Source organism: Priestia filamentosa (genome assembly GCF_900177535.1).
Taxonomy (GTDB): domain Bacteria; phylum Bacillota; class Bacilli; order Bacillales; family Bacillaceae_H; genus Bacillus_I; species Bacillus_I filamentosa.
Genome location: NZ_FXAJ01000001.1, coordinates 868,562 through 884,389, shown reverse-complemented (window position 1 = coordinate 884,389; position 15,828 = coordinate 868,562). Strand labels below are relative to the sequence as shown.

The window sequence follows — 15,828 nt, the reverse complement described above, 5'->3', positions numbered from 1 at the left end:
AATGTGTAAAAGATAAGTGACTATCTCATGCTATTTCTCTTCTGATGATAATCTTGATTTTTCACCCTCAAGGACTTGATCAGGATCCACTAGATTAGCAAAGCTCCATGTCTTCCCTTTGTCGATTGAAATAAACCTCGCTAGAACGTTTCCTCCTTGATAATCCCCACTCGGTCCCTGATTGATAAGCAACGTTCCTTGTGACCCATCAAAAGTTGGTGGCTCAGCAACAACAAAGATTCCTTGATACTCAGGAGGCATTGGCACTTCAACTTCATTCCATGTTGTCCCGCCGTCCTCTGTTCGAAATAAATAAGGACTTCCCTCTTTGTTTAATTCATTTTTTGTACCAAATGAAAGGAATCCTAGCTTGTCATTAATAAATATTCCATCTGTTACATGATTGCTGACGTCAGGAACAGAGCCAGCTTTTTTCCAAGTTGCTCCACCATCATTTGTCTTAAAAACCGTATGTGCTTCAAATCCCATTGTTCTGTCATATGTAAGAATCAGATAGCCATCCTTTTTAGACGTAAAGCCAATTGTTCTAAGTCGTACAGACGCAAACTCTTCTGAAATTCGGCTCGTCTTCCACGTCTTTCCTTTATTATTAGAGTAGAGAATGCTTACCCGTTCAGCTTCCATACCGCCTTCTACAAAAACAAAGGCTGTTTTCTCTGGTGAAATAACAAAACTTCCTTCAATCAATGTATCCTTTGAACCACTATAGTCCCCTTGAAATAATTGATCAACCCCAAGCGGAACCTTCACCCAACTTTCCCCACCATTATAGGTAACTTGTAATTTGTTATGATCCAGCGTGTAGTTCATATCACTGTTTACTACCTTTATACCGGCTTCCTTTTGATACTGGTTTTCGACCGCCGGAAGCCCTGTTACAGCGCCTGATGTTTCTTCGATTTTTGTAAGCTCGTATGTGTTGTCTCCCCTTTTCTTAAGTCTCATCGTCCAGTGAATATCCCGAATCGTTCCATCCTTCTCCATGCTGCCCCAATTATGAAAAATACTCCATGTTTTATTTTTTGGTTTAACCCAAAATGTGACCGCTACGGCTGCCTCCTCATTGTCACCTGCAAGCAGTTGAAATTCATCAAAACGTACATCATCAAGCTTTTTCCATGAAGGAGCTTCAGGTTCTTTGTAAGGATCCAGAAGATCTGACAGGAACATGTAGGCAGCATCTTCTGCGCCTAAGTCTTTACTTTCATGATCAATCGAAATTGACATTGGAAGTTCTTTATTAAAGGCTGGTTCAGACCACTTTAAGAAAAGAAAGAGTCCTATTACTAGAAGAAAGATAAATGTTGTAATGGCTATGAGCCACTTTTTGCTTTTTATCATGTTAGAGCTCCTTTACTACATTTTCCATCTAATTCTAACACTTATTTCCACTTTAGTAATCTATTAAAAAATCATCGGCTGTTAGATTATAAAAAAAGAGTATTGAAAGCTAGTTTCAATACTCTTTTTACTAAACTAATCTTTTTCAAATTCTAATCCTGTAATCAACTCTGTAAATGTGTCACAAAGCGCTGATATGGACTCGTCTCCTTCTTCTTCATGATCCATATAGACGATAGGAGGAGACGTTAAACTTTCCCGGAAGTCCAAGCAAAAAAAATCACCGCTTCTCGTTTCCATAAAAGGAATCACTTTCTCTGGAATATAGGATTTAACGTCTTCATACGTAGCAAGCATATCATGATGAAGACTAATTAAATTTCGAAGAGACACACTGCAACAGCCATCATCAAAATAAAACTCATCTCTGTTCGGAAAACCTCCGTTGCACTTCTTTACATATTCCTTATAATCCGTTGGGAAGATGACGTCGAGATTCTCTTCTACTTTATGAATTTCTTCTTCTGTAATCTCTTCCACATCACACCACTGGATGTTCCCGATTGTTACATCTTTTTTCTCCAGCTCCTTTTTCTTTTGGGGCGGTGGAAGCGGAACAAGTTCTGCTGGATTTGGTATCATATCATATTCAAGAGCAAGTGCATCTAAAAATTTTAAGAATGAAGTGGCTGCTAATGTTCTTCCTTCCTCTTTTAAATTCTCTTTATCAAAGTCATCAATTTCAAAATAATATACGACACCATAATCCTTTTTGCGTAATGATAAACAAAGAAGATTTTTTCTTGGAGCAATAGCAATAGGAAGAAACTTAGATGGAATAATCTTTCCTTTAGCATATTTCACATACATTGCCTCTAAGTTATCTTCCGCTTCCTTATATAATGACAGAAAGGATTTTACAATCGTTCCAAGTGAAGCATCATACTTTGCATCGTACATCTTTATTTTATTATGCTCTGGCTGTCCTCCGTTATGTTGGAGAAGGAACGTTTTATACTCGAGTGGTAGAGACAAGTTATACCCTTTTTCAAAAGCTTGAATGTCTTGTTCATTTGTAGCTGGAAAGGAGTGAGCTATTTTAAATTTCACTAGAGATATGCCTCCTTATGCTAAACGTTCTCATAATCATTGTTCTTGTATTTTTACTATTGTAAGTTCTAATATTCCAACCATAGGTACTCTATATTGAACACGATTTTTTAAAGGTTTCAATTGCACCATGAAATCTTTTATATAAGCAATGATATAAACTAGGAAATTGTTTTCTTCTATTTTAAAGCACCAAAGATTGTACGAATAATAATGGAGAAACTATGTTATTTCAAAAACTCAGTTCCCCTCATACTTACGTAATTTTTGAAGAAGCTCAGCAAACGTATCTGCCACATAAAAAACGTTCTCTCTTGCTACTTGTTCTGCTTCTTCTTCTGTTAAGTTCTCTTCTTCCATTAATATTTCTTTCTCGCATGCTTCTTCATGTTCCCAAAATACTATAATAGGATTCCCCTTGCGTTCTTTATAGTCAAAACAGATAAGATTCCCTCCTGGATCATCAGCAAATGGAATAATATCTTTTGGAAGAGTATCCTTATAGCTTTCATAAGTTCTTACTATATCACTTGCACTTTCAGGTGTGTTAATCATAAGTAAACTACCAAATGCTCGCTCTGTTCCTTCTACATCTAATACAAAGTGTTCTGGTGATGCCCCGTGGTTGATTTGGACACACTGTTTATAATCAGCGGGAAAGATTACGTTCAATTCCTTTTCAACTTTTCTTATCTCTTGCTCATTAACTGGTCTTTCAAGGTACTTCCACTTTACTCCATTCATCTAATCATCCTCTTTTATTTTGCAATCGTATAAAAAGGCCCTTTTCCTTTGTTCCATCATTAAGAAAATTATAGACATTATCCCCTGAAGATGTCTCCTTTTCAAACCAGTGACAACAAATATCCAACTTGTGTGTTGTCACTCTATAATTTGATATCAATAATAGCTTCCTGCTACTTGGTCATGTGATCTTAATGATTTAACAGTACCTAACATGTACACCCTACATTGATTCGATTAGGATTCATAATATATAAATCAGGAATTTGACTTCTTAATTTCTCTAGCAAATACACTTCTCCCTTTTCCATCGCAAGCTGACGTTCTTCTTCATAAAGTGGGAATCGAATAAGCCATCTTCATCACTTTCAACTATTAAATCTATTTTAAGTTCATTTCCAAGAAAGTTAATAGTCGTATAGTTTGTCCACCCACATTCATGATAAAGGGTACCAAAAATCTTATCGTTTATGATCATTGTAAACCTCCTTTTAATGAATATAAAAGCTAGGTTACTATCACCTTTACTCCAAATAATTTTCAAAGCTTCTAACACTACCTTTATTTCGACAAATCATATTCTAAATACTTATCATCCCAAAAGAGTACGTGGTCATCGATATGTACATGCCATTCTGCATCCGAAATCACACAGCGAATTTGTGAAAGCAATGCAGACCAATGTTGAACACCTTCCCACATAGCCTCTTCACTGTTATCAGGAAGCTGGGTTGAACCTTCGAAAATAACATTCTCTTCTGTTGGATTTTCAGGATTGTAAACGTAAAAGCTTGTCCAATTATATCCTTCACCTGTACGGGTATATTTTTCAATTTCTTCATCAACCGAGTAATTCGCAATTAATTTATTAATAGCTTCTTGCTCATAGTCTGTAAGTTTTTGTTTACGTTGTGCAGTGTAATAAATGGACACACTCATTTTGTGACCTCCTAATTTACCATGCTATTTAGAAAAACACTGTATTCTAATCTTCCTATTAAAGATTATTATTTTTTATCTCTTCAAACCATTCATCGGCAAAAGCGCTAGATGTTTTTACATCATCAATAGTATGAACTAAATCATAGTTGTACTCGGCTTGAACCCCTCCACTCTTAACATCGTATATCATTTTCATCTCCGTTGGCATGTCTCTTTCATATTCTTTGCATAATTCTCTAATTTTTCTAATATTACTGTTGATAATATCTAATACCATAAACCCTCGTTTTGGAGATACATCAATAGTTTGATCCCCGTCCTTCAGTGCATCATTCACTTTATGAGCTTCTACATATGTATTGTTAATGGAATAAAAAAAACTGCTTGATATCACACCTTTTTCACATGAAACATACACATATACTTTATCCGCTCGATCTTCAACGAATTCCATGCATATAGAGATCATATCCCCTTGTAATTCACTAAATTTATCTTCAAATTCTTTCATACTATTTTTTCACTCTCCTAATTAAACTTCAAGATCTAAAGAATTAACCTTACCTGAATCTTTATATCTTTGAATAGTCCCTTCTAAGACCTCTTTAAATTCCTCAGGATTCACACTTTTAAAGTATCCTTACAACAACCTTATAATATTATTCGGATAGGCTATTCAAACAAATCCTTAATCTCATCAAACCAAAAACATCCTTCTTCCATACACTTAACATCAATTCTTTCTAATTCTTTTTTCAACCACTTAATCACCGAATCTGGTATATCATTATCAACAAAAGCATCCTCACCGTTTGCATCTATCGCCTTATCAATCATTTCTGAATAAACTAATAAACATTCCGCAAATTGAGATAGAGAACGATTTATTAACACCTCTTTATAATGATCACTACTATCAAGGAATACCACATTTTCTTGTTCCTCAGTTATACATATCGGATTCCCTGAACCAGTTGACCCCAGAAACCAATACTGCTGAAACTCTTTTGGCATATTAAATACTGTTGTAATAGGCTTTAGTACCCCTCTCAACTCTAAATATGGTGGGGGAGATTTAGGTAATCCTCCTCTACATAAAAACTGTTTTAACTCGTCTGAAAAATTCGTGTTCCTTAAACTTTTATTATTAAATTTAATAAGAGGGCCACTTTTGTTAGCATCCCAACGCCTTTTAAATTCCCCCGGCAGTAGCATCTTTTTACACCCCTTCGAAATATATATAATAGTAATCCGCGTTTTACTTTCTCCGCTGCCTTCCATCTTAACTTTACCTTTAGAAAGCGGACTTCTTCCTTAAAACCTATCAAAAAGTTTATACTTTGTAATTACAATTTCATTGTTAGTTTTATTTTTAATCACCAACATTACCTAGTAGGTTTTACTATTTAGAAGTAAAAAGCACTTAATATCTATTATAGATAATTAAGTGCTTTTACTAAAATGTTCAGTTTAAAAAGAGAATCTAACCTTCTACTATAAGACATATAAAATACCCTACACTTTTTAAAGTTAAGGTTATTCTAATCTTGATCTCTTTGATTATTAATATAGTTCAAGACAAACTGTTTATCCTCATCCCTAGAAGATAGTAAACCTAAAGGTTCGTATTCTATAAACTTCATCTTATTCTATGAAGTGATGGTAAAGCAAAAAAGATTGGGATGTTACCCCAATCTTTTTCTTACATACTAAATTCCTATATGCAATTATAAAAACTATTCTCTACCAACATTCACCCTATTTATGTCTAATACATCAGAAATACCTTTCTCATGCATTTTTTTCAGTAAATATTCATGGCCTTTCTCTAAAGCTAAATCTCTTTCTTCTTCATAAATAGGAACAAGTGTGTAAACATGCACCTTTCCTTGTGCAGTATGTACACTATCCAATCCACTTTCTGAAGGGCGACATATCATTATACATGACAATTTCGTATTTGATGCAAATGGTTGTGGAGGCTCTCCATTTGGCAGAATAACCTCTTCTTCAAGCCAACCTTCATAAACATGCGGAATATGGGCCACTTTCTTTAACCAACTAAGAGGCCAATAATACTCTTGATTCCCTATATAATCTTTGTCAATCTTCCAGTCAGGAGGTAATTTTAATAACAACTCTGCATATTTAAATACATTTTCTTCCTTAGAATAATCCATAGGCTCATCACTCATTCCTGTAGTGACAAGTGTTAAGAAACCTTTGTCCACTGACGGAGGAATTACATGGACATTTACCGATATTCTACTACCAGGAACAATTTCACTTATAGTAGTTTTAACAGGTCCAAAGTATTTAGTTATATGATCTAAAATTATATCGTGATAATTACCCTTTATTTCAGGCATATTAACAGAATGATCTTTTTGGCCTTCTAATAACTTTACAATTTCTTTTTGACCTTGTTCTTTTGCGAAAGCTAATGCATCCATATCTTTCATGAATTCACCATTATATTTAACCTCTGTATCTATGCCACTCTCAATTAATAGTCTTGCGGTATCAACATGTCCATTACTTATAGCACCAAATAGCGGATTTTTCTCTGGTTCACTGACGTCCATATGAGCTCCACAAGATAATAAATACTCTACTATATCAATGTGACCTGCAGAAGCAGCCACATTTAACGCACCGCCATTATAAACTCCCCCTACCATATTAATATCTGAACCTAGTTCTACTAGTTTTTTAGCTATGTCTAACTGTCCTCTAGAAGCCGCTACGTGAAGCCATGTCCCAAAAGGAGTCATCATATTTAAAAGTTCCGTATCAGAGTTGATTAATTCGACTACTTTTTCAGCGTCACCTTTTTTTATAGCTGAACGAATTTCCTTTGCAACCTGTTTATTATCCATTTCCTAATTACGCCTCCTTTTCGCAATATCACCTAGTTCTTTAAGGATTGGATTCTAACCATGTCATCTCTTTCTCCTTCTATCTCCCTTACTGCCTTAATATTATCAACAACATGTTATAATAAGATTGTCTTCTTACTACTTATTACTTCTTTAGTATTAGAAGAAAGTAATAGATAATAATATTTGAGTGATTAATAAAAAAGGATTGGAATAATTACATTCCAATCCTTTCTTTATTAATCATGTAATTTATTAAGGAAATCTGTAAATGTATCTGCTACATAAAACACATTTTCTCTAGCTACTTTTTCTACTTCGTCTACCGTTAATCCCTCTTCTTTCATAATTATTTCCTTTTCACCTGCATTTTCATGTTCCCAAAAAACTACAATAGGACTATTATAACTATCATTATAATCAAAACAAACTAAGTTACCAGCTGGATCCAATACGATAGGAACCAATCCCTTAGGTAAGGTAGATTTATAGTCATTGTAAATATTCACAATGTATTCACCAATGGATTTATCATAAGTTAGTAGTGCTCCGAATACTCTTTCTTTACCCTCTACATCGAATACTTCCGGCTCTACATTCGCTCCATTATATTTAGCTGCACACTTAATATAATCTTCTGGAAACTCATATCCCAACTCTTTTCCAATGTTCCTAACAAACTCTTCACTAACAGGTTCATCCGCAAATTCCCAATTTAATTTTCTCATCTAATTCCCTCTCCCCATAATTTATTTCCACCTAAATGATTAGCCTGATGTATATTGGTTACAACTAGCTGCATTTTTCCAGGTACTTGATGATGATGCCACGTGAGATCTTGGATTTTTGCCTTTCCACGATTAATTTGAGCAAGTTGCTTCTCTGTAAACAAGTCTTTTGAAATTTCCCCTTTATCAATTGCCTCCTTTAGAGCATTGGTACAACTTCCAAATTGATCAGGGTCCCTAGCTATAAATAAGTCCTCCCGCAAATTAGTAGTAAATTTTACAGCATCCCCTTTAAATATTGGGAGACCTAAAACATCATAATCTACACCTTTTTCATGTGTACTTCCTGCCAGTGACTTATTTATAATACTATGCCTTGAAGAAGCATTTAAATGCTTGTCAATCAAACCTGTTACGGTTTTAAATTCTTCTACACTATCATACCCGTATTCTTTAATAGTTTTATCATCAACATGCTTAAGAAAATGTTCAACACTTTCATATCCCTTAGGTACTACCCAGCGTTCCGCAACTTTTCCTTCAGCATTATATCCCTTTGCAATAACTTCATCAAGTTCAGTATAAGGGTAACCACGATGATCGATTTTTGGTAGATTATCATACTTTGGATCAACTTTTTTTGTTGCATTACTTTTAACCTTAACGGCAAATTGGGATGTAAGATCTTTAATAGATCTTTTCTCCGGCACTATAGTTCTCATCCCTACGCCCGTATCCGCAACACGCACACCTACAGGAACCTCTACCTTACCGATATTCTCTCGAACTCGCTTAACCGCTTCTTTCCCCTTAACTATGTACTCCTTAGCCGACCTAAACCGACCCTTCATACTATTCCATGCGCCAGAAAAGAAGTCTTTAAAAACAGCAGGGTTAACGGCTTTTCTACCACTTTTTATTTTACCAAGGGCTGAAGCTTCCTGTCCAATCTTTGCCGTTTTGGCCATCTTTCCACCTTTAGCAGCAACGCCAATGGCTTTTCCTGGCGAGAAGTTGAGGATCGTCATAACTCCCGCTTCAGCACGCTGACCTCCTGTAATTTTTTCACCTGTTTGTGGGTCATACTCGCCGAACGTGCGCTGAAGATCGTACCAACCTGAGAATTCTCCAACTGTCCGTCCTAGTTTGGCTTGCCATGATTGATCAAGCTGTCTCACGTCTGCCGCTGTTTTCTTCACAAATGCTTGCGAATCATCTAGTAGGTCTTTATATTTTTTAATAGAGCCTTCAAACTTCTCTTGAAGGTGATTAATATTACCGCCGCCAACACCGGCAATATCAGCGGCTATGCTTCCCATGCCCCACTTTAATTTACTTAGGGCAAAGCTACATTTCATTTCCGCTGTACCAATTCCGCTTGCTAATTCATCAAGCTTGTCTGGATCAACTTCAATTGTATATCCACCATTTTTTGTCATGCAAGATTACCTGCCTTTTCTCTGAGCTGAGCGGCTTTCTTCTCGATTTCAATGATAAGATTTTGGCCATCAACACGGGCTTCACCAGCCACTGTGCGAAGCTGATTTTGATAATCATCATAGGCTTCTTTTTTCTTCCCTTGCCAATCAACCGCATGCGCATTATAAGCTTTCGCATTTTCTTGAGGCGCTTGGTTAAAGTCTTCAAGCGCTTTTCTTACATTATTTGCATAGCTATCCAATGCTTCTGCTTGAGCCAAATATTTAGCCCGGAGAAGTTGACGTTCTGCTTCTTCCTTTGCCTCTTCCAATTTATCTTTGACATCATTAGCTGTGTCTTTAGTCTTATCCCAAGCATCACTCGCTACATTTTTTACGCCGCCCCATACATCGTAGCCCAATCGATCCTCTCCTTCCTTTTTCCTCAAATCCTTTTCTTTTCCAACTACTATTTTAAAGGAATATATGGAAAATTTGGATAGGAAGAAGGATTGCTTTTTTTAAGCCAACAAGACCTTTATACCTAATAAGAACAAACGTTCCGAGATTCAAAAGAACTACTTTCTACTTTCCTCTTAAAACTTCTGCTATATCTTATGTGAGAGATAAGCGTTTCCCTTATAGCGATTAACGAACAAAGTCCCACTCTCTAATCCTATTCTCATTACTGATAAAACGGCTTAAAGGACATTATTTTAAAATCATAGACAGACTAATTTTTCACAAAGTCCATGATCCTTGCCTTTAATCTTGAACTAATGGATTAATTGAAAGGGTTATAAATGAAATAGTTTTATAGAGCATTTCTTTATATGAGAGATGCTTTTTCTCTTTGGTTAAAATCAAAGAAAGATTCACATAGCAATAAAAATATAACCATAATCATTAATTATTTATTGTATTTCGATAAAAAATGTGTTAAATTCAAATGGACAATAAATCAGTGAGGTGTTTTTATGAAACGAGGTTCAACCATCTTTTTAAAAATAGCTGTTTTTCTGATTGGAACTCCAGCTCTTGCCCTATGTATATTTGGCTTATATTACTTAGCGAATCATCCAGCAAATCCAGAGTATGCCCATATACTCTATCCCATTGTCATTATTATGTATGTGTCAGCGATTCCGTTTTTCGTTGCGTTGTATCAGGCGTTCCGACTTTTGAGCTACATTGACAAAAACAAAGCGTTCTCCCAAATCTCTGTAAGAGCTTTACAAAAAATAAAATACTGTGCAATTATAATTAGTAGCTTGTATGTGATCATGCTGCCATTCGTCTTTTTCGTAGCAGAGCTAGACGATGCCCCAGGTCTCATCCTAATTGGAATGGTCCCTATCTTTGCTTCACTAGTTATCGCATTCTTTGCGGCTGTTCTTCAAAAGCTTTTACAAGAAGCCATCGATATAAAATCAGAAAATGACTTAACGGTCTGAGGTGAACATAATGGCGATTATAATCAATATTGATGTAATGTTAGCGAAAAGAAAAATGAGTGTAACAGAACTTTCAGAACGGGTTGGCATCACAATGGCTAACCTTTCTATCTTGAAAAATGGAAAAGCAAAAGCGGTTCGATTATCCACTTTAGAGGCAATTTGTAAGGCTTTAGATTGTCAGCCTGGAGACCTTTTGGAATACAGAGCTGACGAAAACACGGAGGGATAAGAACTTGTCCATAAAAACCAAAAGAACACCTATCAAAAGGTGTTCTTTTTTTATTCTTCTTTCTCATCTTCTTTTGGCTTTTGAATCTTTTTTCTCTTTAACTTCGGTTTATTTACATACGCTTCAACTTGCTCTTGTAAATCTCCAAAAAGCTCTTGAAGCATTCTTTTTTGATCGCCGGATAAGTGTCCCTTCACTTTTCTTGGATCAAGGTTGTTTTTCCTTAATACATCATGAACTAACGAATCCACTAGTGAGTCAGGAATGCCTTTCTGTTTGTCAGATGAGTTATCCATTATACGTGCCCTCCTTCCACCATAACCTTTGATATTAGTTTATGTGGAAGGCTTGGCATATGAGCTAGCCCTAACCTAAGAATACTAGAGCATTCCACTCATTAATCTAGATGGTGGATTTCTCGTGGAGCTCCGTTCTTTCCATACCGTCTATCTTTTTCTTTAAGTTCCGTAGCGTGAGATGTACGCTCATGACGAAAATGAACGAGAGCAAGCGCGATTAACAAGATTAAAAATACAAAAAATCCATAAAGAAGCGAACGTTCTAACCAGTGGATCATAAAATTCGTTTTATTGGTGTGAGCTGGAAGCTTTACCGCAAAAGATAAAGAGAATGAAAATAGGGATGCTATAACACCGACCAGAACGGGAATAAGCAGGATTGACTTTTTCATGATGCCCTCATTTCTATACAGTATTTTATTTCTATATCGACAAATCTTTTTTCTTTTATAGATTTTAATAACAAAATATCTTTCCAATATATTTACGAATTTGAGGACAACATAGTTTCAGGGCTAATTGTTCTATGAAATCTTTACCATGCAGTTGTAAACCACCCTGCTAGTTCTTTTTAATCTTTCGCCACCACTTTTCATGCTCTACATACCACCGAATTGTTTCGTCCATTCCTTTTTCAAATGTGTATGTAGGTTTCCACCCCAATTCTTTTTCCACTTTTGTTGCGTCAATCGCATAGCGACGATCATGACCAAGTCTGTCTTCTACAAAATGAATGAGTTCTCTTGAAACACCTAGTTTCTCCACAATAAAATGAACAATTTCATTATTCGTTTTTTCATTGCCTCCACCAATATTATAGACTTCCCCAGCCACCCCTTTATGGATAACAAGATCAATTGCCGTGCAATGGTCTCTAACATGCAGCCAATCTCGGACGTTCTTTCCATCTCCATAGACTGGTAGCCGTTCTCCTTCCATGGCATTTGTAATCATTAATGGAATCAGCTTTTCCGGAAACTGATAAGGACCATAATTATTGGAGCATCGTGTAATATTCACATTCAGTTCATATGTTTTATAATAAGCACTGACAAGCATGTCTGCTCCTGCTTTACTAGCCGCATATGGACTGTTTGGGGCAAGCGGCGTTTCTTCTGTGAAGTAGCCCGTTTTTCCTAATGAGCCATACACTTCATCTGTAGAAATTTGAACGTACTTTTTAATCTCATTCTCTTTTGCGATGTCTAACAGCGTTTGCGTTCCTAGGGCATTGCTTTTAATAAAAACATCTGGCTCTGTAATGCTACGATCAACGTGTGATTCCGCTGCGAAATTTATGATAACCTCAATTTCATGCTCTTTGACAACTGTATCAAGAAGCTCCCGATTATTGATATCTCCCTTTATAAACGTGTAATGCTCGTGATGATGAATCTCTTTTAAATTATCTAAATTCCCTGCATATGTAAGAGCATCATAATTAACAATGAAATACGCTGAATAAGTTTCTATCATATACTGAATAAAATTGCTGCCAATAAACCCTGCTCCGCCTGTGACTAAAATGTTCATGAGAATCTGACTCCTTTTTTAAATTCTTTATATGAATTTTCTCATAAACTAAAGGGGGCCCTCCACACTATTCCCGTAGAAATATTTCCGGCCTCTTTCCCAACTTCTTTCTGCTAGAGTATCTATATAATTCATAAGCTGTTGAAATACTTCTTCATCCATTACTTTTTTATATTGAAGGGGACATTTCGCACCGCTCCATACTGATAACAAAATAGGAACACTCTTCATTTTTACCGGTGTATTCTCCCCTCTTATAGCAAATGCTCTTTGGACAAGAGACTTTGTTAGATTCCCTGGAAAAACAGGCCCTCCATTATATATAGTAGAAAGTCGGCGAAAGAGTGTTCATCCACTCCATATAATAAGAGCCAATTTCATCAACAGGAGCGTTCCAATCAAGATTCTCTGTGTAGTCCATCATATGATCTAGACTATCTCGGATCACTTCTTCCACAACAGTATCGTCCCACTCTTCTAGTAGAGCTAAAAGATACGGAACAACTTCAGGAGATAGCGTCTCTCTTGCACATGATGCAAAAACATAAGCATTATCCTCTGATACCTGGGATAGAAAGTTCAAGTTTTCTACTTTTCGCAAATCTTCATGCGTACATACGGAACAGAACACATGGATACATAAATTTAAAAGCTTTTCATTTTCAGTGCTATTCATAGGATGAAGGAAGACAGGCTTCAAAGAAAATTCTCCGCTCTTAAACAACAGGATGAGAGAAATTAGCTTCTCTTCCTCTGTTAAAGACGCTCCAATATTTTGAGTTTCTCCAACAGAAGATGCTGGCCCATACCATATGCTTCTAATTAATTCATTAACTGTTAGCAAGATTTCTCCCCCTTTCCTAGTTTCCTCTATTACTTCTATTATATTAATAAAAAAGCTCAGCAACCTCCTGCTGAACTTCCCCCATCAATCTTCATGTGTATATAAGCCCTCTACAAAGCTTTTAAAATCCGGAGCTAATTCTAGAATAAAAGGATCAACACTTGCTTCTAAATCAATATAAATGATGGGTGGATTTTCATTTCTCTCTCTGTAATCCATCGCAATCCACCAGTGCCCATCACCTTCTAGTAATAAGATGTTTTCCGGCAACTCCCACTCTTCAATATAGTAAGAACTTGATAAAATGCCTTCTTCATCAATTCCCACAATCGATGTTACACTGATATGATCATCTGCCCATCCTGTTGGTACTGATGTTGGAAAAGAATCATAAATGATGGAGCCTCCGTTGTGGATTTTACATAGCTCAATATAAGCCTCCGGAAGTTTTATGCCGAGCTTTTTCTCAGCTTCTATCACTTCTCTTTCTGTGACAGGTGCTTTTGTTTCGTATTCTGTATCCCAAATGTTTTTCATGTTAGTTCTCCTTAATATGTATCTCTTAATAGTTAGCCAAGAGTGTAATCCCAATACCTATTATTTTAATCTCCTAAACTATATTTCTCCAGAATAGGATTGCTTTAATATGTAAAATATCTTACCGCATTATACAGTTCATTATTAGTTCTCTCTACTACCACTTAGAAAAAATCTATCTTTCTTAATAAAGATATGGAATTTGTTCCAAAAAAGCTTAACATCTCCTCCCTTTAGTCCGATATAAAAAAAGAATTAAGGATTATACATAATGTCATTCTTCTAGAAGTTCCTTAAAGGATTTATAGTAAACAATTTTCCTGCTCAATTGACAGGAGCAACTCATATGGGCACAAGGACGTGCCCGCCAAAATAATAGATCTATTACATGGAGGTAGTAGTAATGAGAATTAATCACAACATTTCTGCTTTAAACACTTACAATCGTCTAAGTGTAAACAACAACGCAATGTCTAAAAACATGGAGAAGCTTTCTTCTGGTCTTCGTATTAATCGTGCAGCAGATGATGCAGCAGGCCTTTCAATCTCTGAGAAAATGCGTTCACAAATTCGTGGCTTAGATCAAGCATCTAAAAATGCACAAGATGGAATCTCTCTTCTTCAAACGGCTGAAGGTGGATTGAATGAAACTCATGATATTCTTCAACGTATGCGTGAACTAGTAGTTCAAGCTGGTAATACAGGAACACAAGGAACTGATGATCTTAGTGCTATTCAAAAAGAAATTACAGCTTTACAAGATGAAATTGGTGGAACTACTGATGGAACTAGTAAAGGAATTGCTGACAGAACGCAATTTAATGGAAAGAATTTATTAGATGGAACATTCAGCGCCCAAACTTTCCAAATTGGTGCTAATGCAGTCCAAACAATCTCTGTTTCTATTGGAGATATGAGCGCAAAAACTCTTGGAAGTACTGATGTTAAAATTGATCAAATTGATGTTACTGATTTCACAACTACTGATTTCACAAAACAATTAGATTCTATTGATACAGCCATTAAAACAGTTTCATCTGAACGTTCTACCATTGGTGCGGTTCAAAACCGATTAGAGCATACAATTAACAACTTAAACACTCAAAATGAAAACTTAACATCTGCTGAGTCTCGCATCCGTGACGTTGATATGGCTAAAGAAATGATGGCTCAAACAAAGAATTCTATTCTTTCTCAAGCTTCTCAAGCAATGCTTACTCAAGCAAATCAGCAACCTCAGAACGTGCTTCAAATGCTTCGCTAAGAAAAATAAAGACATCCTTTCTGTGATGTCTTTATTCTTTAGATACCTAGTACAAAAAAGCCCTCATAGGGAAAGGTTGAATTCAAAATTCGATGATATCAGTTTTAATCCTTATATAACGAAATAAGTAATTGGCTATAAAGTCTATGAGTGGGAATTTTATAAGGTTTATAATCCTCAAACATTTTTTGAAATTTTCTTCTTTTTTGTACATATACTCTATATTTACTATACTCTTTAAACATAAGTACATTGGCTCTAACAGTTCTTCTAAGCTTTCTTTGGATTGGATATGAAAGTTCATAAAATTATTATTACGTCTTGCGTATAAGTAAAGCACTAAGAATGGCAATTAGAACAGGCAGATACTCTTTCACAGAGTTCATCAAATCATCTCATAACCTATTTCCTCACATATGTATATTTCACCATCAATCTGCTATAACTAGGCATTTAATCTAGACACTCTCTTCAATTGTTAA

At 35.8% G+C, this 15,828-nt stretch carries 20 protein-coding genes; 3 read left to right on the top strand and 17 right to left on the bottom strand.

Features of this window, described 5'->3' with window-relative positions; genetic code table 11:
• Window positions 1–30 precede the first annotated feature (30 nt).
• The 11 genes from B9N79_RS04650 to B9N79_RS04600 all read right to left on the bottom strand — a co-directional run bounded on the left by B9N79_RS04650 (window position 31) and on the right by B9N79_RS04600 (window position 9,605).
• Window positions 31–1,362 carry a WD40/YVTN/BNR-like repeat-containing protein gene (locus B9N79_RS04650; protein WP_085117823.1) on the bottom strand — a complete coding sequence of 444 codons (1,332 nt, stop codon included), beginning with the start codon at window positions 1,360–1,362 and terminating at the stop codon, window positions 31–33.
• Between the two features lie 135 nt (window positions 1,363–1,497).
• The gene (locus B9N79_RS04645; protein WP_052264207.1) at window positions 1,498–2,472 is read right to left on the bottom strand and encodes an SMI1/KNR4 family protein; all 975 of its coding nucleotides are present in this window, start codon (window positions 2,470–2,472) and stop codon (window positions 1,498–1,500) included.
• Window positions 2,473–2,712: 240 nt separating this feature from the next.
• Window positions 2,713–3,216 carry an SMI1/KNR4 family protein gene (locus B9N79_RS04640; protein ID WP_040056567.1) on the bottom strand — a complete coding sequence of 168 codons (504 nt, stop codon included), beginning with the start codon at window positions 3,214–3,216 and terminating at the stop codon, window positions 2,713–2,715.
• Between the two features lie 283 nt (window positions 3,217–3,499).
• Window positions 3,500–3,694 carry a hypothetical protein gene (locus B9N79_RS04635; RefSeq protein WP_040056568.1) on the bottom strand — a complete coding sequence of 65 codons (195 nt, stop codon included), beginning with the start codon at window positions 3,692–3,694 and terminating at the stop codon, window positions 3,500–3,502.
• Between the two features lie 83 nt (window positions 3,695–3,777).
• Window positions 3,778–4,155 carry a hypothetical protein gene (locus tag B9N79_RS04630; RefSeq protein WP_052264208.1) on the bottom strand — a complete coding sequence of 126 codons (378 nt, stop codon included), beginning with the start codon at window positions 4,153–4,155 and terminating at the stop codon, window positions 3,778–3,780.
• Window positions 4,156–4,213: 58 nt separating this feature from the next.
• A complete protein-coding gene (locus B9N79_RS04625) occupies window positions 4,214–4,669 on the bottom strand; it encodes an immunity protein YezG family protein (protein WP_040056569.1) in 456 nt (151 codons plus the stop codon).
• 161 nt (window positions 4,670–4,830) lie between these two features.
• The gene (locus B9N79_RS04620; protein ID WP_040056570.1) at window positions 4,831–5,373 is read right to left on the bottom strand and encodes an SUKH-4 family immunity protein; all 543 of its coding nucleotides are present in this window, start codon (window positions 5,371–5,373) and stop codon (window positions 4,831–4,833) included.
• A 521-nt stretch (window positions 5,374–5,894) separates the two neighbouring features.
• A complete protein-coding gene (locus B9N79_RS04615) occupies window positions 5,895–7,037 on the bottom strand; it encodes a suppressor of fused domain protein (protein WP_046217742.1) in 1,143 nt (380 codons plus the stop codon).
• Window positions 7,038–7,276: 239 nt separating this feature from the next.
• Window positions 7,277–7,765 carry an SMI1/KNR4 family protein gene (locus B9N79_RS04610; protein WP_040056572.1) on the bottom strand — a complete coding sequence of 163 codons (489 nt, stop codon included), beginning with the start codon at window positions 7,763–7,765 and terminating at the stop codon, window positions 7,277–7,279.
• A complete protein-coding gene (locus tag B9N79_RS04605; RefSeq protein ID WP_082864750.1) occupies window positions 7,762–9,204 on the bottom strand; it encodes an HNH endonuclease in 1,443 nt (480 codons plus the stop codon). The genes B9N79_RS04610 and B9N79_RS04605 overlap by 4 nt, the downstream gene beginning before the upstream one ends.
• On the bottom strand, window positions 9,201–9,605 hold the full coding sequence (locus tag B9N79_RS04600) for a hypothetical protein (RefSeq protein ID WP_046217743.1): 405 nt from the start codon (window positions 9,603–9,605) through the stop codon (window positions 9,201–9,203). The genes B9N79_RS04605 and B9N79_RS04600 overlap by 4 nt, the downstream gene beginning before the upstream one ends.
• Before the next feature lie 555 nt (window positions 9,606–10,160).
• Here B9N79_RS04600 and B9N79_RS04595 point away from each other — a divergent pair.
• Both B9N79_RS04595 and B9N79_RS04590 read left to right on the top strand, forming a co-directional pair.
• On the top strand, window positions 10,161–10,637 hold the full coding sequence (locus B9N79_RS04595; protein ID WP_085117822.1) for a DUF2975 domain-containing protein: 477 nt from the start codon (window positions 10,161–10,163) through the stop codon (window positions 10,635–10,637).
• 10 nt (window positions 10,638–10,647) lie between these two features.
• Window positions 10,648–10,869 carry a helix-turn-helix domain-containing protein gene (locus B9N79_RS04590; RefSeq protein ID WP_040056574.1) on the top strand — a complete coding sequence of 74 codons (222 nt, stop codon included), beginning with the start codon at window positions 10,648–10,650 and terminating at the stop codon, window positions 10,867–10,869.
• A 50-nt stretch (window positions 10,870–10,919) separates the two neighbouring features.
• Here the strand turns inward: B9N79_RS04590 and B9N79_RS04585 are convergent, their stop codons facing one another.
• The 6 genes from B9N79_RS04585 to B9N79_RS04560 all read right to left on the bottom strand — a co-directional run bounded on the left by B9N79_RS04585 (window position 10,920) and on the right by B9N79_RS04560 (window position 14,082).
• Window positions 10,920–11,165 carry a hypothetical protein gene (locus tag B9N79_RS04585; RefSeq protein ID WP_085117820.1) on the bottom strand — a complete coding sequence of 82 codons (246 nt, stop codon included), beginning with the start codon at window positions 11,163–11,165 and terminating at the stop codon, window positions 10,920–10,922.
• A 101-nt stretch (window positions 11,166–11,266) separates the two neighbouring features.
• Window positions 11,267–11,560: a hypothetical protein gene (locus B9N79_RS04580; RefSeq protein WP_085117818.1), complete on the bottom strand. Its 294-nt coding sequence runs from the start codon at window positions 11,558–11,560 to the stop codon at window positions 11,267–11,269.
• A gap of 169 nt (window positions 11,561–11,729) precedes the next feature.
• Entirely contained in the window at window positions 11,730–12,701 is a 972-nt protein-coding gene (gene rfbB, locus B9N79_RS04575; RefSeq protein WP_085117816.1) for a dTDP-glucose 4,6-dehydratase, read from the bottom strand.
• Window positions 12,702–12,749: 48 nt separating this feature from the next.
• On the bottom strand, window positions 12,750–13,025 hold the full coding sequence (gene imm47, locus B9N79_RS26920) for an Imm47 family immunity protein (RefSeq protein WP_139814832.1): 276 nt from the start codon (window positions 13,023–13,025) through the stop codon (window positions 12,750–12,752).
• Window positions 13,018–13,545, bottom strand: coding sequence for an Imm47 family immunity protein (imm47, locus tag B9N79_RS04565; protein WP_085117812.1), 528 nt, complete (start codon window positions 13,543–13,545; stop codon window positions 13,018–13,020). The genes imm47 (B9N79_RS26920) and imm47 (B9N79_RS04565) overlap by 8 nt, the downstream gene beginning before the upstream one ends.
• A gap of 84 nt (window positions 13,546–13,629) precedes the next feature.
• On the bottom strand, window positions 13,630–14,082 hold the full coding sequence (locus B9N79_RS04560) for an SMI1/KNR4 family protein (RefSeq protein WP_085117810.1): 453 nt from the start codon (window positions 14,080–14,082) through the stop codon (window positions 13,630–13,632).
• Between the two features lie 403 nt (window positions 14,083–14,485).
• Between B9N79_RS04560 and hag the strand changes: the two genes are divergently transcribed.
• A complete protein-coding gene (gene hag, locus B9N79_RS04555) occupies window positions 14,486–15,346 on the top strand; it encodes a flagellin Hag (protein WP_085117808.1) in 861 nt (286 codons plus the stop codon).
• Window positions 15,347–15,828: the final 482 nt, after the last annotated feature.

Bases quoted from the DNA above. Each gene is read 5' to 3' on its own strand.
- B9N79_RS04640 (WP_040056567.1), bottom strand. From the start codon at position 3,216: ATGAATGGAGTAAAGTGGAAGTACCTTGAAAGACCAGTTAATGAGCAA.
- B9N79_RS04605 (WP_082864750.1), bottom strand. From the start codon at position 9,204: ATGACAAAAAATGGTGGATATACAATTGAAGTTGATCCAGACAAGCTT.
- B9N79_RS04585 (WP_085117820.1), bottom strand. From the start codon at position 11,165: ATGGATAACTCATCTGACAAACAGAAAGGCATTCCTGACTCACTAGTG.
- B9N79_RS04560 (WP_085117810.1), bottom strand. From the start codon at position 14,082: ATGAAAAACATTTGGGATACAGAATACGAAACAAAAGCACCTGTCACA.
- B9N79_RS04590 (WP_040056574.1), top strand. From the start codon at position 10,648: ATGGCGATTATAATCAATATTGATGTAATGTTAGCGAAAAGAAAAATG.
- B9N79_RS04620 (WP_040056570.1), bottom strand. From the start codon at position 5,373: ATGCTACTGCCGGGGGAATTTAAAAGGCGTTGGGATGCTAACAAAAGT.
- B9N79_RS04595 (WP_085117822.1), top strand. From the start codon at position 10,161: ATGAAACGAGGTTCAACCATCTTTTTAAAAATAGCTGTTTTTCTGATT.
- B9N79_RS04635 (WP_040056568.1), bottom strand. From the start codon at position 3,694: ATGATCATAAACGATAAGATTTTTGGTACCCTTTATCATGAATGTGGG.
- rfbB (WP_085117816.1), bottom strand. From the start codon at position 12,701: ATGAACATTTTAGTCACAGGCGGAGCAGGGTTTATTGGCAGCAATTTT.
- B9N79_RS04650 (WP_085117823.1), bottom strand. From the start codon at position 1,362: ATGATAAAAAGCAAAAAGTGGCTCATAGCCATTACAACATTTATCTTT.
- B9N79_RS04610 (WP_040056572.1), bottom strand. From the start codon at position 7,765: ATGAGAAAATTAAATTGGGAATTTGCGGATGAACCTGTTAGTGAAGAG.
- B9N79_RS04625 (WP_040056569.1), bottom strand. From the start codon at position 4,669: ATGAAAGAATTTGAAGATAAATTTAGTGAATTACAAGGGGATATGATC.
- B9N79_RS04630 (WP_052264208.1), bottom strand. From the start codon at position 4,155: ATGAGTGTGTCCATTTATTACACTGCACAACGTAAACAAAAACTTACA.
- B9N79_RS04580 (WP_085117818.1), bottom strand. From the start codon at position 11,560: ATGAAAAAGTCAATCCTGCTTATTCCCGTTCTGGTCGGTGTTATAGCA.
- hag (WP_085117808.1), top strand. From the start codon at position 14,486: ATGAGAATTAATCACAACATTTCTGCTTTAAACACTTACAATCGTCTA.
- B9N79_RS04615 (WP_046217742.1), bottom strand. From the start codon at position 7,037: ATGGATAATAAACAGGTTGCAAAGGAAATTCGTTCAGCTATAAAAAAA.